The organism is Streptomyces sp. R-74717, assembly GCF_047305335.1.
GTDB classification, from domain to species: Bacteria; Actinomycetota; Actinomycetes; order Streptomycetales; family Streptomycetaceae; genus Streptomyces; species Streptomyces atratus.
The window spans coordinates 145,268-166,441 of the sequence record NZ_CP102361.1 but is presented as its reverse complement, the minus strand read 5'-3'; the positions used below and the strand labels follow the sequence as shown (position 1 = coordinate 166,441).

Genomic DNA, 21,174 nt, shown 5'->3' with positions numbered 1-21,174 from the left:
GCGGGTGCCGGCGAACGTTCCCCGGCGACCCCACGGGTCTTGATGTACTGGCCCTTCGGAGAACAGAGGCAGGGGAGCGCAATGGCCGGGTACAGCCGGGGCTACAGCGTCGAGCCGCGGGGCGGCCGAGAGGACTTCGAGTGGATGGTGTGGCGGATCAACGTCGACGCCCCCGAAACGCACGTCGTCTCATCGTTCGAGTCATCCGGCCGGACGCCGGACCTGGCGGAGCGCACCCGGCAGCCGATGACGGAACTCGCGGCCTCACTGGGCTGCGTGTACGAGGACTGCTGCGACGACGACTCTTCCGAGGACGACATCCCGTACTACGCCTGGTAGGTCCGCGTGCCCCGGGCCGAGCACACCCGGCGCGGTGACAACGGCCTCCCGGCAGTCGTGGACCGGCTGCGTCAGTACCTGGCCGAGCAGCTGCCCGACCAACTGCCATGGGAGATCGCCCCCGACCGGGAACGGACCGTCGACCACACGGCCAGCAGCGCCATGCGCGACGCCTACGCCGACCTGATCACCCCGTTCGAGCGCGCCCTGATGCCGCTGAGCCAAGACGGGGCCGACGCACTCGACCCGCGGGCGAAGATCTGGAAGTGGGAGGAGAACCTCCTGGCCGGCACGTTCGACCTGTGGGCTGTGCGACGACCCGGACCGCCCGCACACCTGGCTCGTGGCCACCGTCGGGCTGTGGACCGAACCGCAGCTCTTCGACGAAGAGCCCGCAGCCGGTCTGGGCCACTTCGACTTCACCCCGCACCACCCGCTGCTCTTCCTGCCCCGCCCGTCGGCCCCGGCGACCTTCACCGCCCGCGTCACCTCCGGATCCGTCCCGAGCAGGGGCACCTCCAGAACGAAAGCCGACGACACCCTCGGTACGGCGCACCAGCGGAGTGCGAACGACCCCGTCGCCCTGGCGGAGCGGGTCGCCCGTGACCTCAAGCTGTTGTGGCCGCACCTCACCGGCCCAAGAAGGAGCTGACGATGGCCTCGTACGCGAAGGACCCCCGCTGCATCGCCATGGCCGACGCCCTGGTCCCGCTGCTGCGCCGCAGCTGCCCGGAGGGCGCCGGCGGATACGGCGGCTCGTACCAGGTGAACCTCGACGATGAAGAGGCCGTCGGCCTGGGCGGGGTGGAGCTGATCCGCGCCGCGGACTCTGTTGCTCAATTCGTCTGGGCTCGGGGACCGCTGATGTGCGAGGGTGACTTGCCCGATTCTTGACGCTCTGGTGGTGAGGCTGCGGGCACGGGAGGTGCTGACGAACCAGATGCTCAGGAATAAGGGGTTGCGCGGCGGCGGATGCGGCGTGGGCGGCGGCCCGGCTGACCGAGGCGCTTGGAGACCCGTTGCCGCGTTGCAGGCCGTTAGCCTGTCGGTATGTCAGAGCGTGTCATGCCCGGTCGCACGGACGGCCTGATCACCCTGGGTGCCGCGGACGCTCTGTGGGTCGATTTGACGGCCGACAGTGCTGTGCCGACGGCTTCTGGGGCATTCACCTGCTCTCCTGCCCATGCCCGGGTGGGGTACGTCCTGCTCGGCGGCCATGCGGTGGCGACGGTGAGGGCGAGCGGCGGTCAGTTGAGTGTTCCGGAGGCTGACGTGCGCCGGGCGGCCGCGGAACTGAACGCGGTTGGGATGGATCGGCAAGACCTCGTCCGCATCGGTCCGTTTCGTGGGGCGCCGAGGCAGGAGTGCAACGAGGAAACGCCGCTGCGTTGGCGCCGGCGCATCACGGGGGAACTGCAGGAGCGGGGCGGCCCCGAGCGGGCAGCACGACGTGAAGACGCCCGGCCGTACCATCTGGCGGGGATCGACTGGCGACAGCTACTCGTGGAGCAGACCCGCGACGGGACGCAGCGGACGTGGTGGCTGCCGCGCGCTGTGGTCAGGCTGCTCGACGCGGCCGAGCACACCGAAACGCAGTGGGTGCAAGCCGCGCGGACCCGCCAGGCAAGCGCAGCCGTCACCGAGCCGCCCTCCCACCCCCGCCAGGCCCGAGACGCCGACGGTCGGCAGACGACGAGCCCCGAGGGCCCCACCGCCTCACTGCGCCCGTACAACAAAGAGCTGGAAGGCCAGCTGTACTCGGTGCTCAGCAGGAAGCCCGGTACCTCCCGCAGGGTGGCTGGGTGGGCGTGCGCCGTCTGCCGCACTGCGCCCGCCGCCGTCCTCGACCACTGCCACGAACACGGCTACGTCCGCGCCCCCGTCTGCCAGTCCTGCAACACACAGGAACGCCCCGACCACCTGTACAGCAACGACATCCGCGTGGCGAACCGCTACACACGCCTCTTCCACACCGACACCGACGACTGGCTCCGCCACTGGCACCGCTGCCCCGGCTGCCGCGCACGCACCACCCTGCCCCTGCCGCACCTCGCCGCATGGACCGCCCACATAGCCTGCCGATCGCTGCGCCCGACCCACCGCGCCCCCCGCGGGCGCAAGCCCTGCGGTGTCCTGCGCGTGTCCTGGACGGGCAGTCAGAAGGCGCCCCGTTCCTGCCTGCTCACTGTCGCCGTCGACTTCTGCCCCTCCGGCGAGCACCGGGTCCTGGCGCGAGTCCCCTACCGCGAAGCCGCCGAGCGGTTTCGTGTCTGGTTGGCCGAGACGGCCCCTGCCGTGGCCGCCGCGGCCGGTCCTGACCGCTTGGACGGCCTCCCTGCCCAGTCCCGGCCAGTCATCGCGGACACCAGCGGCGAGGGCCTAGCACTGTTTTGAGCGAGCACCGGGAGACCTGACACCCCAACGTCACCTCGCAACTGCTGGCCCCCGACACGCTCACCCCGCACGCCCCAGCGAAATGCGCAGCAGAGTTGCCGCGATGCGCAAAGCCGCCCGCCGGCTCGGGTGGAAGGCCAACACCATTGGGATGATCGGCACTTCTCTGGGGTAGCGGGTGCGGCGTGAGGCGAGTCATGGGGACTTCGTGCAGCTCAGCGCCGATGGAACTGACATTACCGAGTGCAACAGGTGTGGTGCTATCGCTGGTTCGGGTGAGTTGTCGGAGCCAGGCGAGCGGGGTGTATTTTCCTCTCGAAGAGAGGGAAATACACGGCGGTGTGACCAGCTGAGGACGCGGATCCTGAGCAAGGCCGTGGGTCATCCGCGCTGGTTGAGGGCCCTGGTCAAGTCGCGGTTGGCGGCCCGGGAGGCTTCCAGATCGCCCTCGCGTTCCTCCAGAGTCGCGGAGAGATCGACGACCTTCTGCTCCAACCGCGTGATGGTCCGTTGGAGTTCGTCGAGGTCGAGGGGCGTTCCGAGGCCCGACTCGCGCCAGGTCTGCTCGCCCAATGCCTCGGAGAGCCGCTTCTCCAGCCGCTGGACCTGCGCGACGAGTCGCGTATTGCGGGCGTGTGCGTTGACCAGGTCGGCTTGGAGGGATGCCGGGCTCACCGGGGAAGCCCCAGCCGGATCCTGCGTGGCCGGCTCGATCTCGGCGGCGTGGACCAAGGCCAGGAGGTCTCGGTGGCGATAGAGGAAGGCGCGGTCCACTCCGGCCTGTCGGACGACGCCAGACGCGCTGATTGGGGAGCCGTCCTTGGCCGCGTTCCTGATGGCGTTGACCACGCGACGGCGCCGCCGTTCGGAGTCGGATCGGCGTCCGTCGTTCATGGCGTCGGTCATGCCGACCTCCTGGACCGGACGTCGGGCAGGGGCTGGCCGACTCGTGGCATCCCGAGCATCACGGTCCGGGTCTTGCGGACTACGGAGATGGCCTGTTCGATCTGTGTGCGCTCCTCCGTGCTCAGGTCGTCGAGGTCCGCTTTGACCCGGGTGATGAGGCGGCGGACTAGGTCTTTGCCGGCCTCGGTGTCCTCGGGTTCGTCTGGGACGTCCTCCGGGAAGATCGTGAAGTCAGGGGGCAGCCCGGCAGGGCCTGGCCCGGTCCTGTTAGGCCAAGGCCCCGGAGACGACTCAGAACTTGTCGGACACAGCGGATGGTGTTGAGCCTCTTGCGAGCGCTGATCTTGCCGTTCTCGGCCAAGAACGCAGCCCGGTTGAGGAAGTTGACGCCAGCGCCAGCGTGCGGTCCGGCCCAGGTCGCGCTGGCGAAGGCCACCGTAGCCGTGGCCGCCCTGCTGCGGGCCACTGGTTGCGGGCCGAGTCGTCCGCCGTGTCAGGGCACGGTGATTACGATCTTGCCGCGCGCGTGGCCGGAGGCGCTGACGTCATGAGCTGTGGCGGCCTCCTTCAGCGGGAACACGGCGTGCAGCGGGACGGTCAGGCGGCCGTGGTCGGCGAGGTCGGCCGCCAGCGGTAGTCCTGCCCAGCCCGGCGACTCTCCAGCTTCGGAGCGGGAGAACCGCACTCCGTGCCGGCTGGCGTCGAAGTCTGCGATGGTCACCACGCGGTGCGGGTCGCCGGCGATGGCCACCAGTTCGGCAAGAGAGCCCTTACCAGCCGCGTCCAGAACCACATCGACACCGAGCGGAGCCAGTGGAGCAAGGCGATCGGCCAGCCCCGCCCCGTAGGTGACCGGTACGACGCCGAGCTGGTCGAGGAAGCAGTGATTGCCTTTGCTCGCGGTGCCGATCACGGCGAGGCCGCGGGCCTGGGCGAGTTGCGCGGCGATGGTGCCGACGCCTCCGGCGGCACCATCGATCAACAAGGTCATGCCTTCGGCGGCTTCCAGTGCGTCCAGTACACGTGTGGCTGTGTCGATATTGCCCGCGGCGCCACCCGCTTCCTCGAAAGACCATGACTGAGGCTTGGACGCCCACGCCTCCAGCACGGCGTACTGGGCCGCGGCGCCTCCCTGATCCACGAAGGGGACGAGGCCGAAGACCGCATCTCCCACGGCGGTGCCGGTCACCCCCTCTCCCACCTCGTCGACGATTCCCGCGGCATCCATGCCGGGTATATGGGGGAAGTCCACGGTGGCGATGTCCCGCAGCATCCCTGAGCGCAGGTACCAGTCAGCAGGGGTGACGCCGGTGGCACGCACCGCGATGCGGACCTGACCGGGCCCGGCGTGCGGCTCTTCGACCTCCTCTACGCAAAGGACCTCGGAACCGCCATAGCGGTGGTACTGCACAGCAAACACGGACAACCTCCGTACACATGGCACGTCGTTCAGCAGGAGAACTCGCAGCCGCTCACCTCTGCGGCAGAGAGCTGACCGCGGGGCACCGCGGCACCAGGTCACGCTAACCCGCTAAACGGTCGGCCTCTTCCGTTTGTGATTAAGTGGGAGACATGCCTGCCCAACTGTCTCGGAACCCGCCCCCCTCCGCCTCCGGCCCCCCGCCCCGGGGCCAGAGAGCCGACGCCCGGCACAACCGCGCCCGGCTCCTCCAGGCCGCCCGCGAGGCGTACGCCCTCAACGGCACCGACGTATCTTCCAGCGCAATCGCCCGCAGAGCGGGCGTGGGTGCGGCCACCCTCTACCGGCACTTCCCGACACGCGGCTCGCTGATCGCCGCTGCGTTCTCCGAACAACTCAGCCAGTGCGTCGCAGCCCTCGACGAGGCCCTTCAGGACGACGATCCCTGGCACGGACTTCGCAACGTCCTCACCAAGGTGTGCACGATGCAGGCCCAGGACCGCGGGTTCAGCGCCGCGTTCCTCTCCCAATTTCCCGACGCGCCCGACGTCCATCGTGAGCGTGCCCGCGCCGAGGCATGCCTCGCCCAGCTAGTACAGCGTGCGAAGGACACCGGACAGCTGCGCAAGGACTTCGACCCCAGCGACGTTACCCTCCTGCTCCTGGCCAACAACGGCGTCGTGCGAGAGTCCCCGGCGGCCTCCATGGCCGCATCCCGCCGCCTGCTCGCCTACTTCCTCCAGTCCTGCCTGCCGACGGACGGCACACCCCTGCCCCAGCCCGCGCCACTCCGCCTTGACGACCTCTACAAGCCACCGCATCGAACGGGGTGACCGCCGGCGTCCGCCCGGGGGCACGCGCCCCTGACGTGGATGTTCCTCAGACCCCACCACCGCACTGCCGTCATTTCTGCTCGACATTTCGGAGCCTCATGATCGCCAACCGCCTCCGAAGACCGTCGACAAACGCTGTTCCTAGAAATCAACGAAGCCAGAGGTGGCACGTCGAACGGACCCACGCCTGGCAGAACGCCTTCCACCGACTCGCCCGCTGCTACGAACGCCGAGCCACCGTCATCAATGCCTTCTTCGACCTCGCCGACACCATCATCACCGTGCGCAGCCTGAGCCGCCGAGCGTGGACCACTCACCGCTGGGAGGACCGTCCCCGCCGCCGCCCGTGACGGACCATCATCCGCGCCAGCTCCAAGCCGCGTGCGCGAGAAGCGCTCGGCGGGAGCGGGCTTAAAACGGAGCCTTCACCGGCCACCGTGCCCGCGCCTACTCATTCGGGGAGCTTCGCAGTGGTCCATGGGCCGTACCAGTCCAGCCAGGCGGCAAGACCTGGCTGGTAACTTGACCCCATGACGGTGGCATTGATCGACTCAGGACTTGGCCTCCTTTCCACCACAGGCTGGCTTCGGCACCTCGCCCCGGAACTCGATCTGCTTCTGCTTCTGGACCCCGACGGCGCCCCCTGGGGATCGAGAACGGCCTCCTTCGTCACGGACCGTCTGTTCACCGCCGCTCAATTGGCCGTCCAGCGGGGCGCGGAGGCCATCGTGGTCCCCTGCAACACCGCCACCGTCACCGCGATCGACGCTCTGCGCGAGAGGTTCGAACCGCGCGTGCCCGTGATCGGAACCGTGCCCGCCGTGAAATCGGCCGCGGCAACCGGCCAAGGCATCGCCGTGTGGGCAACCGTCCGGACCACGTCGAGTGACTACCAGGATCGCCTGATCGCGGACTACGCGAACGGCATGCCTGTCGCGCGTGTCGCATGCCCCGGTCTGGCCGAGGCGATCGACCACGGCGACAGGGCCGCAGCAGCGGAAGCGATCGCCGACGCGGCCGAGCGAACCCCCAAAAATTGCGACTCCGTGGTGCTGGGATGCACGCACTATCCCCTGGTGGCGCCAGAGATTCTGCAGAGCCTGCCCGCCGGAACCACCCTGTACGACAGCGCGGAGGCGGTCGCTCGCCAAACACTGCGGCGATTGGACCGAACCAGGGAATCGCACAGCACCATGGGCTCCATCGACGTAGTACTCAGCGGTCGCCGCGGAAACCTCCCGGCAGGCGCCCACGCCCACCCAGTGGGCCGCGCCCTTGCCGCAGCAGGGCGGGTACCCCGCGAAATTCTCATCTCCGCCGCAACTCGCTCCCCGATGGCTGCACCGGCGATCTGAGTAAGCCCCGGACCCTCTGCACCTTCTCGGCCAGGCGTTCAGCCACTCCGCTCGAGGCAGACCCCGGGTGATCACAGAGCGTGGCAACTACGTGATCGCCCAGGGCCTGTGCCTATCTTGCGACAGGGCTCCCCACCGCACCTATCTGCGCGACCTCTTACTTGGTCGTGTGCGTGGGGTAGACCTCAACGTCGGTGTAGGCGCCCTTGATCTCCCCCGCGCCCGCGGGCCACTTCAGGCTCACGGTGTGGGTCTCGTTCGGGGGCGTCACCAGGATATTGGTCGGGTGCGCGAGGCTCTCGCCGGTCTTGTCGATGTCGTAGGCGAGGTTGAAGACAGCGGCGTCGCCGGGCTTCAGGGTGGTGACGCGCGGCTGGGCGTGGCCGCGCTCGATGGGGTTCGAGGTGTTGTCGGCGTCCTTGATGTCGACGCCCGCGAAGCCCGTCGCCGAGCAGGTGGTCGAACCCCGGTTGATCATGGTGATGTCGATCCTGCCGGAGTCCTCGTCGGGCGCGGCGTCCCTGGCGTCGATGGCCAGGTCCTCCGTCTTGCAGAACTTGACCTTGCCACCGGTCTTCATCGCGCCGTTCCCGGCGTCGGCGCGGGCCTCGATGTCCTCGCCGGAGCCCGACTTTGCGTTGCTGGCCTCCGAGCCGCCGGAGCCCGAGCCGCCCTCCGACTTCGAGCCACCGTCCGAGGACGAAGAAGACGAGGACGAGGAGCTCTTGGAGGACGAGTCCTTCCCGGAGCCGTCGCTGCCACAGGCGGTGAGCGAGAGGGTGGCGGCGACGCCGATGGCGGCGAGAGCAGTGATGCGGGTGTACTTCACGGTGTTCCCCCAGGAGTAGCGCGGTGCATGTGGTCGGAAGTATTTGTATCTCGCACCGAGTTACAGGCGGTCCTCCGCGACGTCTTCGTTCTGTCACAGGCGTATTGACCTCACGGTCCGCCCAGGCGTCACCGTACGGTCACTTGCCTGGCCCGAGCTCCGCACCACCAGAGCCTGAGCGCTCGGAGAACCTCTACCACCTGGTCGGCGGGATCGCGGCGGCCCGGGCACACAGCGGACAGCGGGTCCTGCTCCTCGAGGAAGCCGAGGACTACTGGCGCTGGACCATGAACGGCGTGTTCGACCGTCGCAGCCGGTGCCGCCGCAAGAAGGAGACCGAGCCGGCCGCCCCGCCGGAGCCGACGACCAGCACCGGTCGTGCGGCACCACGCGGCGGCTGGCGATGGCACCGTCCTGCACGGGGCGGTCCTGGCCCCGCGCACATCGGCGGGCAGCCGGAGCCCGGGCCTGGTGATGGTCGACGGGGCCGGTCCGACCAGGCAGGCGGATCTTTTGGGCGCTGCGGAAGAGTGCGCGAGGCACGGCATACCGACACTGATCTACGACAAGCGCACCGCGGATACACCAACCCCCTCCGGCCGCGGTCTGCCGCAAAAGGGACCAACCGAGTGGCGAGATCGCCCCGTTGACGCCTTCTCGCGCCGCGTGCTTGCATCCCGCCATGCCGCCGCTGGAGCCTCTGACGCGCCGCTGCGCTGTGGACCTCGGCCGCCTTCCCGGCGCGCCGCCCAGTGCGCCGGCTCGCACTGTCCTCCCCCATGTCTGTCTGCTGTCTCAACGACGAGGAAATCTCATGCCTTCACCCGTCTCCGCCGCCCGCCACGACGAATCCGCGTACGACCGCCGCAGGCTGAGCCAGTGGCTCTCCGGGGACGCCAGGGCGGACGGGGTCACCCGCCGCCGGCTGCTGACCCTGCTCGCCGCGACCGCCGCCGGGGCCGCGCTCCCCCCGCCGTACCTCGCCCACGCCGCCGATCCCACGATTGTCAAGCCGCTGCCGCCCGAGTGGTTCATCCGGCGCGACACCAACGCCGAGACCCGCTGGGAGGCGCTGCGCGGAACCGGCCACCACACCCCCAACGAAATGTTTTTCGTGCGCAACCACACCGCCACCCCTGTCCTGGACGCCGCCGACTGGCGGCTGAGGCTGTGGGGCAGCGGGCTGCGTGGCGCGCCCCGCGAGGACAGGCCGGTGGAGTTCGGGTACGACGATCTGCGCGCCCTGCCCGCCGTGACCCGTACAGCGTTCGTCGAGTGCGCCGGAAACGGCCGCAGCTACTTCACGACGCAGCAGGGCGAGACGGTCACCGGCACCTCGTGGACGCTGGGGGCAATCGGCGTCGCGCGCTGGCGCGGGGTGCGCCTGGCCGACGTCCTGCGCAAGGCCGGGCTGTCCTCGTACGCCGTGGATGTGCAGCCGCGCGGTCTGGACGCCGAGTTCTTCAGCGGCGGCGAGAACCTCGGGCGGGTACGCCGTCCGCTGCCGCTGGCCAGGGCGCTGGACGATGTGCTGTTGGCGTACGAGATGAACGGCGAGCCGCTTCCGTACGACCACGGGTATCCGGTGCGGGTGCTGGTGCCGGGGTGGGTGGGGATCGCGTCGATCAAGTGGGTCGGCGACATCGAGGTGTCCACGCAGCCGCTCTACTCGCCCTGGAACACCATCTTCTACCGTCTGTTCGGCCCCGCATACCCGGAGGAGGGCAGCGCGCCGCTGACCCGGCAGGTGGTCAGGAGCGCCTTCGAGCTTGGGAGCGGGGCGAGGTTCACGGTGGGGGAGGGGCAGGTGCTGCACGGCCGGTCTTGGTCGGGCGCGGGGGCCATCGCGCGGGTCGATGTCAGCACCGACGGCGGGGCGAGCTGGCGGCCCGCCCGCCTCCACGACCGGCCCCGTGCCAGCACCTGGACCCGCTGGTCCCTGACCTGGAAGCCCGACACAGTCGGCGACACTCACCTCCTGGCCCGCGCCACCGACACGGCCGGCCACACCCAGCCGGACACCGCCGTAGCCAACACGCAGGGCTTTCTGTTCGACGCAGTGGTGCGTCACCCGGTGACCGTGATCTGACCACCGAGCAGCAGACACCTGAGTGGAAGGCCCGCTACGCGCTCCGCTCCGGAGCGGAGGGCACCATCAACGAGTTCGCCCACGGACACGGCATGCGCCACTGCCGCTACCGAGGACGGTCGAAAACCCACCTGCAGCACGTACTCACGGCCATCGCTGTGAACATCGAACGCCTCAGCGGCCGATCAGTGACCGCGGAAGCCTCTCCACCGAGACCGCCGACCGCCTTCCAGGCCTTCCTGGATCAGAACCAGATCCCCCGGCCGAAGTCCTGGCGAATCCTCGGTAGCTGAACCCGACCACCCAAGATCCCCGACTGTGAGGATGAGGCGGCACCGCTCGAGGGTCTGCCCCGATCCCCGATTGACGCTTCGGCTGTCCTTACTCTGAATCGTCGGCCTTCCGAGCGGTGCCAATGCGTGTACCGGCCGGAGATCGTGACCTCATAGAAGCTTGACCCAAGCGGTCCCATCACAGTCGTGTCCGTCTGCCGGCCGGTGCGCGCGAGCCCACTCGCCGCGCACGGAAGGAACCCGGCCACCATGTCACAGCCCATCGAGGTGATCGGCGGGATCGACACCCACACCGACCTCCACCAGGCCGCCGTCATCGACACCATCGGCCGACACCTGGCCACCGAGGCGTTCCCCACAACGCCCACGGGCTACCGAGACCTGCCGGAATGGCTGCACTCCCACGGCCAATTACTGGTCGTGGGCATGGAGGGCACAGGCTCCTTCGGTGCCGAACTTTCCCGCTATCTCCATACCAACCAGATCACTGTCATCGAGGTGGACCGACCCGACCGTCGTGCTCGTCGCGCGGCTGGGAAGTCCGACCCCATTGACGCCTACGCCGCCGCCACCGCGGTACTCGCCGGCCGCGCCACAGGCACCCCGAAGCACCGCGATGGCGCGGTCGAGGCAATCCGCGGACTGCGCGTGGTACGCGCCAGCGCCGTCAAGGCCCGCACCCAGACCATCAACCAGATCAAATCACTGATCATCACCGCACCCGCTGCGGTACGCGAAGCACTGCGCTCGCTGACCACCACCGAGCTGGTCCGACGGCTGGCCGCCAGCCGTCCGGGCACCGACCTGGCTGCCCCGGCCACAGCCGTCAAACTGGCCCTCAAGCGTCTGGCCAAGCGCTACCGGCACTTGAGCGAGGAGAGCCGCGTAGCCTTCAGCCCTCAAGACCAAGGGCGCATTTATCACGCAACCCTTATGGCTGGCCTCGACTCGGCGGGAGCGCTGAGGCGCTGCATTCCAGGGGGCTTGCACGGTTTGACAGCAAGACAGGTGGATCGAATTCAACGAGGCTTTGCTGAATGCCCGGCAGATCGACAACGCTTCGCGGACTTAGCCGCACACCACCTACCAAGCCAAGTTCCTTTGTTCCGGCGTTGGGCGGCAATGCACTATTACACCATCCCCTTGCTGTTCGACCCTCCGGGGCGCATTCGCGAGGTACCAAAGTCCGCAGCCCTACTAGCCGATTCGGCAGGCCCAGCAGCCACACGTCGACAGTCGACGGGGGCGCGAACCGTTACCGGATTGGATGACTCCGCGCCCATCGACCCCGTGCTCCGCCAGTTACTTTTTGTGCCCACCTTGACGGAAAGTGCGGGTCCCGATGCAGTGGGACAGGTGGTGGATGCCCTGCTCGGCGTCCGTGAGCGCCATGAAGGTGCACGGAGGGTCTTCCATGGCCTGGCCGAGGACACGTTCTCAAGCGCTGCGGAGCTACGGAATGCCTTCAGTCGTGAGCTGGCGCGCCAGAGGCGTATCTCTGCCCGCGCAGGGCGTCGCGCTCGAATGATGCCGTGGATCGGGGTGGGAATCGGTCTCGGCTCCACAGTTGCCGGCCTTGGCATGTCGCCTGAGCTGTCTACGGCCCTGGGCGCGGCTACCACCCTGGTCCCCACGGCTATAGACCTTGCCATTGGCCGCAGGCAGGACAATCGTCGCCCGTGGGTGCTGGCACACGAAGACGTCACGCGAACCTTATCCGCCAAAGAAATCGCTGGTGGCACTTAACCGATTGCTTCCCGCGTAATGCACGCTGACATGTTCGCGTGCCCTCAATCCGGGTGTGCTGCTGCCGGGGGCCACCACGTGGGCAGCCCCCGGCAGCGGCGTCAATCAGCGAAAGATGCGAATGGATGAGATCTTGTTACGGGCGTTACCGAGATCGCTGCTTGCCGATCCTGCGCCAGCAGTAACCGAAGTGCCGGTGCAGTTTGACCCGTAGTAGAGCACAGCGCGGTGATAGGTGTTGTTGATGTACGACTCTGCCCTGTTGTCGAATCCCCACGCAGGGCCAAGGTTTTGACAGCCGTAATCACGGAACTTCAGCAGCCTTCCTTCGAACCCCTTTGCGTCGAACAGGCAGAGAGCCGGTGACGACGGATGCGGGAACGAGCGCGGGCACTCGCTTGCCACAGCAGACGCGGTGGGTGCCGTCACCATTCCCCCGGCGAGGAGAGCGACGGCCCCTCCTACGGACACCGCCGCCTGTGCCAGGCGCTTGCGAATGTTGATCACAGTTCTTCCTTCCTTCTGGCCGATCTCCGACGCCCGATTGGCGGCCGGACGGCTCGGTGATCGAAGCTTGGCCCGGCGCTTGATGACCTGCACCACTCTGGCGGGCCGGTCATCAACCGGTCATCAAGCCCGCTGAGAGATGGAGGCGTTGGATGGCGAGTAGGCAGGGGCGGGCGGAGCGTCCGATCAACCCCGACGACGGCCCCCTAGAGGCAATACCGGTGATTTAGGTCTTTTTCCGGGAGGTCGGGGCTGGTTTGGTGGGTCCGACGAGGGTGATGACTGGGGTGTCCAGCCTGGGCTGGTTGTTGTGTTCGGTGCGTTTGAGGGCCCAGTTGGACATCTTGCGTTTGATGACACGGGGATTGGAGCGTAACCGCCTTGGTTCCAGGAGCCGTTGACCGATTTCAAGCAGAGTCTGTGCGAGGGCCCGCGTGAGTCGGGAGGGGGGAAAAACCCGCCTGGGCGGTGACCTGGCGGCGGACAACGCGCACGGCGCGCGTGAAAGAGATCCGGTCCGGATCGTGTCCCTCCTGTCGTGCGGCTCCGTGCATGAGGTCCCGCACGGCATGGTGAACGAGGAGGAACGCGAAGATCTCCTGCTCGGCCCCGGCCGGGTGCTGGGAGCGCAAGACCAGCCGTGGCCCGCCCAGGTGGGTCTTGATCTCGTCCAGCGTGGTCTCGATCTCCCAGCGTTCGGCGTAGAGCGCGGCAAGTTCCGCCGCCGGCGCAGTGTCCGGGTCGAGGAGGGTGGTGACCAGCCGGTAGACGGTGCCGTCCTTCTCGCGTGGGCCAAGGGTGTACTCGATGACGCGGACCCGGGCCGGGTCGGCCCGCCGGTTCCTGTCACGGGCGGCGACGATCTCCGACAGGTAGGAACCATCGGGCAGCGACTTCACCACAGGCAGCACCGCGTTGCTTTTGACCCGCCAGAGCAGGTCGGCGCCGGTTGCCGCGGCGGCCCGCCACAGGTCGAATCCGAGGAACCCGCGGTCGGCCATCAGCAGCATCCCCCCGGTCAACGAAGAGAACAGGCGCCCGGCCAGCACGGTCTCGTGCACCGCCAGCGGACCGACCTCGGCAGCAAAGACCGCATGAGTGCCGCACTCGACCAGAGCCGCAACCCTGGCCTGCGGATACGCACTCCTGCCCTGACCACGACCTGTCCCCGGACGCCCGAAAGACCCGGCATTCGCCACCGTGTCCGGCAGATCGAACGTCGTCCCGTCCACAGCAACCAACCGCAGCCCCCGAAACCACGCGCCACGCGACCCCGGGACCGCCACCGGCCGACACACCCGGGCGAACAACGCCTTCAACACCTCCGGCCCCAGCCGCAGCCGCGCCCGCCCAATCGCTCCGCTCGTAGGCACCCGCCACCCCTTTGCCCAGCGGCCCTGGCGCTCCAGACCCTGCGTGAGAAGACGCCCGACCTCCTCATACCCCTGCCCCGAAAACAGGCACATCGCCAGCACGAAATACACCACCACCCGAGCCGGAAGCAGCCGCTGGCGCTGCTCAACACGCCCGCACTCCGCCACCACCTCGTCCACCAGATCCGGCGTAAACGTGCGCGTTAACACTCCGAGAGCGATGCGATCCGAAAACCGCTCGCCCCCGACCGACTTCACCTGTCCCGGCCTTGGCACACTCAACACAACGAACCGACACCCTCAAAGTCACCGGTATTGCCCCTAGAGGCATTCGCCGTGCGACTGAGGCAGCTACGGAAGGAATGCGGAGGGCCCACCTATAAGGAGATGGCGAGGCACGCGGGGTACTCATCCACGACCCTGTCCGGCGCCGCGAACGGACAGGCGATGCCATCTCTGCAAGTCACGCTGGCGTACGTGCGTGCCTGTCTGAAGTGCGCGAAGGCCGGCAGCGACCGGTTGGAAGCAGCCGTCCAAGCGTGGACGTCGCGCTGGCAGGAGCTTGAAGCCCAGCTCAACCCGGCGTCGCTCGCGGACAGCAGCACCACTCAGCAAGGCGACGCGCTCACGTCAGCCCCAGCAGGTCGCATAGGGGCACCTGACAGCGCCCATGAGGGAGAGCAGGCGACTGCCTCTCCGACCAATTCAGCTGCTGCACCGCTTGAGGAGAGCGACGCACAGGGCTTACAGAACGCCCCCACACCCCGCCGCCTCAATGTGCTTCGTCGGCGCGGTGGCCAGGTACTCGCTGCCGTCGCCGCATTGATCTTGCTGGGCGTTGCTGTGCTGATCGCGAAGAATATCGCCCGACCCGGAACTGCAGAGGCGGGATCCGACCTTCCAGAGCAGTCCCCCGACGGCCGGCACCCGAGCGTCAGCTCACCTTCTGCCCGTGGGCAGGACGATGCCGACCAGGTTCAGGTCGACCCACTCGGACCGGAAAGCCGATGCGGTCCTGGCCGCTCCGGAGATGCTGGAGTGTTGCTGCGAGGCTGTCTGCGGGTTGAAGACGAGAGAGTGCTCTTCGCCCTCAAGATCAGCAACCCCGGCGAGGAGGCTGTCGAGGTCACGGCGAAGCTCAGCTACGTTCAGTCTGGCCAGTACCACTCCTGTCAATCGGCCGACGGGCTGTGGCACGGCACCATTCCGGCCGGCGGCAGCCACGTGACCAAGCCGACAGATTGTGTCGTCCAGCGTACGCACGCTGCCTATCAGGCGGACGGGCTTCTCGCCCCCGGCGACTTGCAGAACTGGACCACGCACCAGCTCTCCCCGAACGCACATGTGTATCCGGACCGGGTCCTCTGGCGTTGCAAGGGTGACGTGCCCTGCTGAGCACGGGCTCCTTGCCCAGGAGTTCAAGCCCGAGCCTTCAAGAAACCTTCGTTTTCTGAAGATCGCTCCGCAAGGCCGCCCAGACTCCGCAGGGCCTTCAAAAGCCCCTTCAAAAACCTGGGTCGTTCAACAACCAGGCCCGGATGCGCACCATCACCGAGATGCAGCCCAATATCACCAAGTGGTTCGACCGCGATGTGTGGACCGCCGGCGCCCCTACCTGGCCGACACCAGCGGACCGGAAGGCGACTGGGACACCCACATCACCGAAGTGCAAGCCCGCACCGCGCCCGTGCCCGCCGACCTCACCGCCCTCCTCGGCCAGGTCGAGAAACGCCTCACTGATCTGGTCGCCGACGAACCGCTGGCCGCATTCCGGGCCGTCGCGGTCTTGGAACGCCTCACCGAGCGTGTGGCGACCGACGCCGCGTTCAGCGTCGACACCGCGGACGGGTCGCAGTGGGACACCGTCGCCCAGGCGCTCGGGGTTTCTTCCGGGGCGGTGGGTTTCGTCCCTACGGGTGACATCGCTCCGCGGCCGGACTGCATGGCAGGCCGGCCGCGTGGCTCTGTTCACCGTGTCCTGACAGCGAATGTTCATGGGTTTGGACTCAGCGCCGGTTGCCGGTGCTCAGTGGCGGTACGCGGCTGTCGCGATCTCGACGAAGGATCGGATCAACGGGTTGGTGTCACATTCGTTCCACACCGCGACCACTCGGCTCGGCGCCATGTCGATCAGCGGTACCACGGCCAGCTCTGCGGGCAGTTCGTGTCCGAGCGGGGCCAGGCCGACCGTGCCGTTCCACAGCACGGCCTGCAGGCATTCCTGGACGGCGCGCACCACTGGGCCCTCGCGCGGCCTGCCGCCGTTCCAGTACGACTGCCAGATGGGGTCGGTGCCCTGCGGGAACTGGAACCAGCGGCGGTCGCTCAGCTCGGCCAGCCGCAGCCGGTCGCGGCGGGCCAGCGGATCGTCGGCGCGCAGGACCACGCCGACCGGATCGCTTCGCAGCGCACGCACCGTCAGGGCAGTCTCGTCGAACGGCGCCCGGGTCAGGGCGATGTCGACCAGCCCGGCGCGCAGCCCGCACGTCGGGTCGGTCAGGTCGGTGTCGCGGATGCGGATGTCGATGCCGGGGTGGCTTCGGCGGTAGGCGGCGGCCAGCCTGGACACTCCCGGGTCGGTGCCATCGCCCAGGATGCCGACAGTGATGGTCGCGACGCCGGCCGCCGCGCTCACGCGTACACGGACGCGGTCGGCGTGGTCGAGTAGGGCCCGCGCCTCGTCAAGCAGCACCGTGCCCACCGAAGTGAGCGTGACGCCGGTGGGCGAGCGGGCGAAGAGCAGGGCCCCGACATCGGCCTCCAACTGCTTGATCGCCCGGCTCAGCGGCGGCTGACTCATGTGCAGTCGGGTGGCGGCCCGGCCGAAGTGGAGTTCCTCGGCGACCGCCACGAAGTAGCGCAAGGTCCGTAGCTCCACGCTGCAACGATACCCACGGGGTATCGGCGCTGCGGGATGGGTCTTGGACACTGGCGGGGTCCCGGCGGTGCACTCGTGAGCATGACCGAAGAAGCGAAGACCAGCGAGCCGCAGGCCGACCCCGCCGTATCGGTGGTGGGTCCCGGCGACGGCGAGACGATCGTTCTGGGCACCACGCGCATGCGCGTTCTGGAGGACGGCAGCCGCACTGGGCACCGCCTCGCGATCGCCGAGTCCGTCCTCGCCCCGCACACCCAGGGACCGCCGCAGCACCGCCACGCCCAACACGACGAGGGCTTCTACATCCTCTCCGGCACCGTGCGGTTCACCGTCGGGGACGAGGACTGCGACGCCACCACGGGCACGCTCGTGATGGTTCCGCCCGGTACCCCTCACACCTTCGCCAACCCGACCGACCAGCCCGCCGTCATGCTCAGCACATTCACCCCCGACCTGTACGTGCAGTACTTCCGAGACCTCCAGGAGGTGCTCGCCGGCGGCCGGCCGCTGACGCGACAGGCCAACATCGACGCGATGAGCCGCTACGCGACCGAGCCCGCCACCGACCTCGCCTGAAGTCGACGGATGGAACGGCCCGGCCGCCCTCCTTTCGACCGAGGCGCCGTGCCACTCCCGTCTTTCGGCGGGTCCGACCCCTCGGACGACGGACCAGGCCTTCTCCAGGGCTCTTCTGGCCATCGAAGCAATCGAGGGCCCCGTGAACCGGTGGCCCATGAACGGGAACCATGAACATCGCCTATTGGATCGTCGCGGGACTGCTCGCCCTCTTCTACTTCTACGCAGGCACGCTGAAGGTGATCCGCAGCCGCGATCAACTCCGACCGATGATGGCCTGGGTCGACCGCATACCCTTGCCCGCCCTCAGGGCGCTGGGGACGGTCGAAATACTCGGCGCGACCGGCCTGGTCCTGCCACCGCTGACCGGCATCGCGCCCTCGCTGGCGCCGGCCGCAGCCATCGGCTTCGTCCTCCTGCAGACCGGTGCGATCGCCGTCCACCTGACCGGCGAAGACCGCCGGATCGCACTCAACGTCGGGCTCACCGCCACCGCGGCCATGACCATCTGGCTGGCCACCAGGCTGTGATCGAGCACAGTCCTCGACCGGAGGATGCGAATCCGGGGCCAGCCGCCCCACGGCCGCCAGGGCGGCGTCGTTCAGAGGATCTGTCCGGGTTGATACTGGTTCAGATAGCCGGTGTGGTTGTTGAGTTCGTCGACCGGGATCGAACGGAGGCAGTCGCGGCCTCCGGGTGATCACGAGGTGTCGAGTCCCTGATCACCGCGGCGGTACTGATGCCGCCGACTTTGTTCCCGATGTGCAGTTCCCTACAGGGACATGCCGCAGTACAGGCGTCGTCGCGGCCCGGCGTCGCGGGCGAGTTCGCCGAGGCGTTCCAGCAAGTCGGCCAAGAGCCCTGGGTCCTGCCCGCCACCGTCCTCGGTGTGGGTCCATGCGGTGGCGGTTTCCAGCAGGCGCTCCGGGGTGGCCGCTGCGAGGGCGTCACGGAGGGTGTCCGTGAGCGAGACGAGCCAGGGCCCTTCGTGCTCGGGGTCGTTGAGCAGTTCGCAGAAGCGGGGGTCAGCTTCCACTTGCTCCTCGGATACTCCTGTCAGGTGGGCTTCGACGGTTCCGAGGAGCAGGTAGGGGTCTGCCCCTTTGAGGCCGAGCGTGCCGAATGGTCCATGCAGTCGTCTTCGAACAGCGCGAGGGCTTGCCTGTCGTCGGTGGCCGCGTAGTAGTCGTAGATGTTTCCCATGGCTGGATCGTGTCAGCCCGGGGGCGGCGTCGTTCAGGGGATCTGTCGGATCGGATCAGGTGATGTCGAGGGTCGTCAGGGGCCGGGTGGCGTTGCGGCTGTGTTTGCGCAGGCCGGCGGCGATGTTGTCGTAGCCGGTGAGGCGGAGGGCGCCGATGGCCAGGTTGCGCAGCGTGGCCATGGCCCGGGGTGCGGTCCCGGTGCGCATGCGCGAGGAGTCCTCGGTGAAGGTGGTGTCGCGCACGTGGTGGATCTTGTTCTCGATGCCCCAGTGTTCGCGCACGTGGTGGGCGATCTCGGGAGCGTCGGCCTGGTGGGCGGCAAGGTCGGTGACCGCGTAGACGCGTTGCAGGATGACCCTGTCGGTGGTGATGGTCCTGCGGCGGCGCACGATCTGCACGGCCTGGGCGGCGTGGGGGAAGTCCAGGCCGCGGGCGACGGTGGCGGTCTTGACTCGGCGGATCTCGTCGCGGCCGTGCGCGGTGGCGCGGGTCTTGTCCAGCAGCGGCACGTCCCGCCAGGGCATCTGCTTGAGCTGCCGGTGCAGCAGCGGCTGGTTTCCCTTGATCACGGCGATGTAGTGGGCTTTCTTGCGGCCATCTCCGTAAGGCCGGTAAACGCCTTCGCATCCGCCTACGCGGGCGCCCTGCGCGAGCGCGGAGCGATCCGCACCAGCACCGTGGAGCGGGCCTTCGCCACCGTCCCCGGCATCTGTTCCTGCCCGGCGGCTACTACACCAGCGGCAGCTTCGTCCCCGTCCCCGCCGACCCCGGCGACGACCTGCTGGACCGCATCTACTCCGACACCGCCCTGATGACCCACGTCCCCAAGTCCACCGACGCGGTCGGACGCTACAGCTCCACCTCCCAGCCCCGCGTCATCGCCGCCATGCTGGAAGCCCTCCAGCTCGCCCCCGGCACGAAGGTCCTCGAGATCGGCGCCGGGACCGGCTACAACGTGTCCCTGATCGCCGCCATCACCGGCGCCGAGGTCGTCACCATCGACGTCTCCGAGGTCATCGTCACCGAGGCCGCACGCGCAACGGAGCGGGCCGGAGAGAAGAACGTCACCGCGCTGACGGCCGACGGCTACCTCGGCCACCCGGCCAAGGGACCGTACGACCGGATCGTGGTCACCTGCGGCGTCACCGGCATCTCCCCCCACTGGCTCGACCAGCTCAGCGACGACGGCCTGATCGTCGTCCCCGTCGCCCACGGCGGCTTCCACCCCACCCTCTCCGTCACCCGCGACAAGGGCCGCATGGTGGGCCACGGGGTGATGTCCAGCGACTTCATGTCGGCGGCCGGCCCCCTCTACGCGTGGCCGGCCGGGCAGACCCCGGCCCTGACCGAACCCCTTCAGCCGCAGCCGCTGTCCACCCGTGAGAACGTCGGCCCGGCCCTGGACGGCGACGGCTACTACGACCTGTGGTTCCACCTGGGGACCCGGACCGGCCGCACCACCCGCGCGTACATCGACGGCCTCGAGGCTGCCCTGGGCATGGCCTGCCTGCACGAGCCTGGCCGGGGCACCGCCTGGATCCAGCGGACCGGCCACCTGCACCACACCGGGGACGAGGCCGTCGCCGACGACCTGACGGCCCTGGTCGAGAAGTGGGTGGAGCGGGGACAGCCGGGCATCGCCGACCACTATGCGATCCTCGAACGCGCCAGCGACGACGAGACGGTCTACTACCCGGTCGAGTGGCGCCTGCGCGAGGACGACCAGCAGCACTGACCGGCCGGTGATACGGCTTCGGGCTCGTGCCCGCCCACGGGGCGGGCACGAGCCCGTTGTTGTGTCACCTCAGCTGGGTGTAGTTCAGGATCCGCACCCAAGTGAGAACGCTTCAAGAATCCCGAAATTACGTCACGAGACCGCAGAGCGCCCGAGGAGGAACAACTTCCTGGCCACGGGCACAGGGGCTCACTCAGGGGGACTCAGGAGAACTCACGGGATGTCGCACAGCGTAGTCGGAGCAGTGGGTGGCCGGAGTGGTGTGGCCTGTGCCGGTCAGTTCCACCAGTGCTGTGGCGGACGCCGTGCACGTGAGCTGTCCGAGTGCGAGAGGGGTGAGTGTGGTCGGGCCGTAGGGGAGGGTGACGCGCAGCCGCCCGGGGGCGTTTGGGGTGGCGGTCACCTTGGCCAAGGCAGTTTCCAAGGTGCCGGTCAGGGGTGGTAGTGCGCTGGTCAGGCCCTGCTTGCGGTCTTCGGGTGAGGGGCCGGTGAGGAGGGCGCGGACGGCTTCGGTGGGTGATGTGATGCCGGCGGCGGAGCGCTCGACGGGGTGCAGCGCTCCGTCTTTGAGGAAATAGACGGCGGTGCCTGCCACGATTCCGGTGGCTGGCTCGCCGGCTCCCATGGGCTTGGACGCGTCGATCGCCGGACCGGTGCCGCAGCTTGTGAGGCCGAGTAGGAGCACAGGGAGAAAAG

23 protein-coding genes and 2 pseudogenes are annotated in these 21,174 nt (G+C 68.4%); 14 read left to right on the top strand and 11 right to left on the bottom strand.

The genetic code is table 11. The features are described 5' to 3' along the window. Positions 1–81: 81 nt before the first annotated feature. The 4 genes from NRF20_RS00885 to NRF20_RS00870 all read left to right on the top strand — a co-directional run bounded on the left by NRF20_RS00885 (position 82) and on the right by NRF20_RS00870 (position 2,733). Positions 82–339, top strand: a complete 258-nt coding sequence (locus NRF20_RS00885) for a hypothetical protein (RefSeq protein ID WP_413751779.1) — start codon at positions 82–84, stop codon at positions 337–339. 343 nt (positions 340–682) lie between these two features. Continuing rightward, entirely contained in the window at positions 683–991 is a 309-nt protein-coding gene (locus tag NRF20_RS00880) for a hypothetical protein (RefSeq protein ID WP_413751778.1), read from the top strand. Between the two features lie 2 nt (positions 992–993). Next, the gene (locus NRF20_RS00875) at positions 994–1,233 is read left to right on the top strand and encodes a hypothetical protein (RefSeq protein ID WP_398633635.1); all 240 of its coding nucleotides are present in this window, start codon (positions 994–996) and stop codon (positions 1,231–1,233) included. Positions 1,234–1,389: 156 nt separating this feature from the next. Next, positions 1,390–2,733, top strand: coding sequence for an endonuclease domain-containing protein (locus NRF20_RS00870; RefSeq protein WP_413751777.1), 1,344 nt, complete (start codon positions 1,390–1,392; stop codon positions 2,731–2,733). Positions 2,734–3,114: 381 nt separating this feature from the next. Here the strand turns inward: NRF20_RS00870 and NRF20_RS00865 are convergent, their stop codons facing one another. Continuing rightward, entirely contained in the window at positions 3,115–3,639 is a 525-nt protein-coding gene (locus tag NRF20_RS00865; RefSeq protein ID WP_398633637.1) for a DUF6262 family protein, read from the bottom strand. A gap of 493 nt (positions 3,640–4,132) precedes the next feature. Continuing rightward, positions 4,133–5,059, bottom strand: coding sequence for an NADP-dependent oxidoreductase (locus tag NRF20_RS00860; RefSeq protein WP_398633639.1), 927 nt, complete (start codon positions 5,057–5,059; stop codon positions 4,133–4,135). A 152-nt stretch (positions 5,060–5,211) separates the two neighbouring features. Here NRF20_RS00860 and NRF20_RS00855 point away from each other — a divergent pair, with 152 nt between their 5' ends. The 3 genes and pseudogenes from NRF20_RS00855 to NRF20_RS00845 all read left to right on the top strand — a co-directional run bounded on the left by NRF20_RS00855 (position 5,212) and on the right by NRF20_RS00845 (position 7,247). Then, positions 5,212–5,892 carry a TetR/AcrR family transcriptional regulator gene (locus tag NRF20_RS00855; protein WP_398633640.1) on the top strand — a complete coding sequence of 227 codons (681 nt, stop codon included), beginning with the start codon at positions 5,212–5,214 and terminating at the stop codon, positions 5,890–5,892. A gap of 149 nt (positions 5,893–6,041) precedes the next feature. Next, a pseudogene (locus NRF20_RS00850) lies at positions 6,042–6,242 on the top strand (IS5/IS1182 family transposase); the annotation flags it as partial. A gap of 180 nt (positions 6,243–6,422) precedes the next feature. Next, on the top strand, positions 6,423–7,247 hold the full coding sequence (locus NRF20_RS00845) for a glutamate racemase (protein ID WP_398633641.1): 825 nt from the start codon (positions 6,423–6,425) through the stop codon (positions 7,245–7,247). Positions 7,248–7,404: 157 nt separating this feature from the next. Here the strand turns inward: NRF20_RS00845 and NRF20_RS00840 are convergent, their stop codons facing one another. Continuing rightward, positions 7,405–8,076 carry a DUF4232 domain-containing protein gene (locus tag NRF20_RS00840; RefSeq protein ID WP_413751776.1) on the bottom strand — a complete coding sequence of 224 codons (672 nt, stop codon included), beginning with the start codon at positions 8,074–8,076 and terminating at the stop codon, positions 7,405–7,407. An 814-nt stretch (positions 8,077–8,890) separates the two neighbouring features. On the opposite strand from NRF20_RS00840, the gene NRF20_RS00835 reads away from it, so the two are divergent. The 3 genes from NRF20_RS00835 to NRF20_RS00825 all read left to right on the top strand — a co-directional run bounded on the left by NRF20_RS00835 (position 8,891) and on the right by NRF20_RS00825 (position 12,204). Next, complete coding sequence (locus NRF20_RS00835) at positions 8,891–10,165, top strand: sulfite oxidase (protein ID WP_398634599.1); 1,275 nt, start codon at positions 8,891–8,893, stop codon at positions 10,163–10,165. Then, the gene (locus NRF20_RS00830) at positions 10,162–10,458 is read left to right on the top strand and encodes a transposase (protein ID WP_398634601.1); all 297 of its coding nucleotides are present in this window, start codon (positions 10,162–10,164) and stop codon (positions 10,456–10,458) included. The genes NRF20_RS00835 and NRF20_RS00830 overlap by 4 nt, the downstream gene beginning before the upstream one ends. A gap of 249 nt (positions 10,459–10,707) precedes the next feature. Next, entirely contained in the window at positions 10,708–12,204 is a 1,497-nt protein-coding gene (locus tag NRF20_RS00825) for an IS110 family transposase (RefSeq protein WP_413751775.1), read from the top strand. A gap of 105 nt (positions 12,205–12,309) precedes the next feature. Here the strand turns inward: NRF20_RS00825 and NRF20_RS00820 are convergent, their stop codons facing one another. Together NRF20_RS00820 and NRF20_RS00815 are read right to left on the bottom strand one after the other, a co-directional pair. Continuing rightward, a complete protein-coding gene (locus NRF20_RS00820) occupies positions 12,310–12,807 on the bottom strand; it encodes a peptidase inhibitor family I36 protein (protein ID WP_413751774.1) in 498 nt (165 codons plus the stop codon). Between the two features lie 311 nt (positions 12,808–13,118). Beyond that, positions 13,119–14,360 carry an IS4 family transposase gene (locus NRF20_RS00815; RefSeq protein WP_413754503.1) on the bottom strand — a complete coding sequence of 414 codons (1,242 nt, stop codon included), beginning with the start codon at positions 14,358–14,360 and terminating at the stop codon, positions 13,119–13,121. Positions 14,361–14,420: 60 nt separating this feature from the next. Between NRF20_RS00815 and NRF20_RS00810 the strand changes: the two genes are divergently transcribed. Continuing rightward, on the top strand, positions 14,421–15,479 hold the full coding sequence (locus tag NRF20_RS00810; RefSeq protein ID WP_413751773.1) for a helix-turn-helix domain-containing protein: 1,059 nt from the start codon (positions 14,421–14,423) through the stop codon (positions 15,477–15,479). 631 nt (positions 15,480–16,110) lie between these two features. On the opposite strand, the gene NRF20_RS00805 is transcribed toward NRF20_RS00810, so the two are convergent. Continuing rightward, on the bottom strand, positions 16,111–16,962 hold the full coding sequence (locus tag NRF20_RS00805; protein ID WP_398634595.1) for a LysR family transcriptional regulator: 852 nt from the start codon (positions 16,960–16,962) through the stop codon (positions 16,111–16,113). Between the two features lie 81 nt (positions 16,963–17,043). Here NRF20_RS00805 and NRF20_RS00800 point away from each other — a divergent pair, with 81 nt between their 5' ends. Both NRF20_RS00800 and NRF20_RS00795 read left to right on the top strand, forming a co-directional pair. Then, positions 17,044–17,538 (top strand): cupin domain-containing protein, encoded by a 495-nt coding sequence (locus NRF20_RS00800; protein WP_398634594.1) that lies wholly within the window; start codon positions 17,044–17,046, stop codon positions 17,536–17,538. A gap of 170 nt (positions 17,539–17,708) precedes the next feature. After that, complete coding sequence (locus NRF20_RS00795) at positions 17,709–18,068, top strand: DoxX family protein (RefSeq protein WP_383080052.1); 360 nt, start codon at positions 17,709–17,711, stop codon at positions 18,066–18,068. Positions 18,069–18,310: 242 nt separating this feature from the next. Here NRF20_RS00795 and NRF20_RS00790 read toward each other — a convergent pair whose 3' ends face one another. The 4 genes and pseudogenes from NRF20_RS00790 to NRF20_RS00775 form a co-directional block, all read right to left on the bottom strand. Then, positions 18,311–18,574 (bottom strand): hypothetical protein, encoded by a 264-nt coding sequence (locus tag NRF20_RS00790; protein WP_413751772.1) that lies wholly within the window; start codon positions 18,572–18,574, stop codon positions 18,311–18,313. Between the two features lie 20 nt (positions 18,575–18,594). Next, complete coding sequence (locus NRF20_RS00785) at positions 18,595–18,741, bottom strand: hypothetical protein (RefSeq protein WP_413751771.1); 147 nt, start codon at positions 18,739–18,741, stop codon at positions 18,595–18,597. A 55-nt stretch (positions 18,742–18,796) separates the two neighbouring features. Continuing rightward, positions 18,797–19,321 (bottom strand): annotated as a pseudogene (locus NRF20_RS00780) (ISAs1 family transposase); the annotation flags it as partial. Between the two features lie 53 nt (positions 19,322–19,374). Next, positions 19,375–19,563: a hypothetical protein gene (locus tag NRF20_RS00775; protein ID WP_398634592.1), complete on the bottom strand. Its 189-nt coding sequence runs from the start codon at positions 19,561–19,563 to the stop codon at positions 19,375–19,377. On the opposite strand from NRF20_RS00775, the gene NRF20_RS00770 reads away from it, so the two are divergent. Further along, the gene (locus NRF20_RS00770) at positions 19,555–20,478 is read left to right on the top strand and encodes a protein-L-isoaspartate O-methyltransferase (RefSeq protein ID WP_398634591.1); all 924 of its coding nucleotides are present in this window, start codon (positions 19,555–19,557) and stop codon (positions 20,476–20,478) included. The two genes, NRF20_RS00775 and NRF20_RS00770, sit on opposite strands and share 9 nt — an antisense overlap. Before the next feature lie 193 nt (positions 20,479–20,671). Here NRF20_RS00770 and NRF20_RS00765 read toward each other — a convergent pair whose 3' ends face one another. Beyond that, entirely contained in the window at positions 20,672–21,073 is a 402-nt protein-coding gene (locus NRF20_RS00765; RefSeq protein WP_398634590.1) for a hypothetical protein, read from the bottom strand. Between the last annotated feature and the right edge of the window lie 101 nt (positions 21,074–21,174).

Excerpts from the sequence above, each read along its gene's own strand:
- NRF20_RS00855 (WP_398633640.1), top strand. The coding sequence starts at position 5,212 with ATGCCTGCCCAACTGTCTCGGAACCCGCCCCCCTCCGCCTCCGGCCCC.
- NRF20_RS00785 (WP_413751771.1), bottom strand. The coding sequence starts at position 18,741 with ATGGGAAACATCTACGACTACTACGCGGCCACCGACGACAGGCAAGCC.
- NRF20_RS00870 (WP_413751777.1), top strand. The coding sequence starts at position 1,390 with ATGTCAGAGCGTGTCATGCCCGGTCGCACGGACGGCCTGATCACCCTG.
- NRF20_RS00825 (WP_413751775.1), top strand. The coding sequence starts at position 10,708 with ATGTCACAGCCCATCGAGGTGATCGGCGGGATCGACACCCACACCGAC.
- NRF20_RS00885 (WP_413751779.1), top strand. The coding sequence starts at position 82 with ATGGCCGGGTACAGCCGGGGCTACAGCGTCGAGCCGCGGGGCGGCCGA.
- NRF20_RS00845 (WP_398633641.1), top strand. The coding sequence starts at position 6,423 with ATGACGGTGGCATTGATCGACTCAGGACTTGGCCTCCTTTCCACCACA.
- NRF20_RS00800 (WP_398634594.1), top strand. The coding sequence starts at position 17,044 with ATGACCGAAGAAGCGAAGACCAGCGAGCCGCAGGCCGACCCCGCCGTA.
- NRF20_RS00795 (WP_383080052.1), top strand. The coding sequence starts at position 17,709 with ATGAACATCGCCTATTGGATCGTCGCGGGACTGCTCGCCCTCTTCTAC.
- NRF20_RS00835 (WP_398634599.1), top strand. The coding sequence starts at position 8,891 with ATGCCTTCACCCGTCTCCGCCGCCCGCCACGACGAATCCGCGTACGAC.
- NRF20_RS00865 (WP_398633637.1), bottom strand. The coding sequence starts at position 3,639 with ATGACCGACGCCATGAACGACGGACGCCGATCCGACTCCGAACGGCGG.
- NRF20_RS00875 (WP_398633635.1), top strand. The coding sequence starts at position 994 with ATGGCCTCGTACGCGAAGGACCCCCGCTGCATCGCCATGGCCGACGCC.
- NRF20_RS00770 (WP_398634591.1), top strand. The coding sequence starts at position 19,555 with ATGACCCACGTCCCCAAGTCCACCGACGCGGTCGGACGCTACAGCTCC.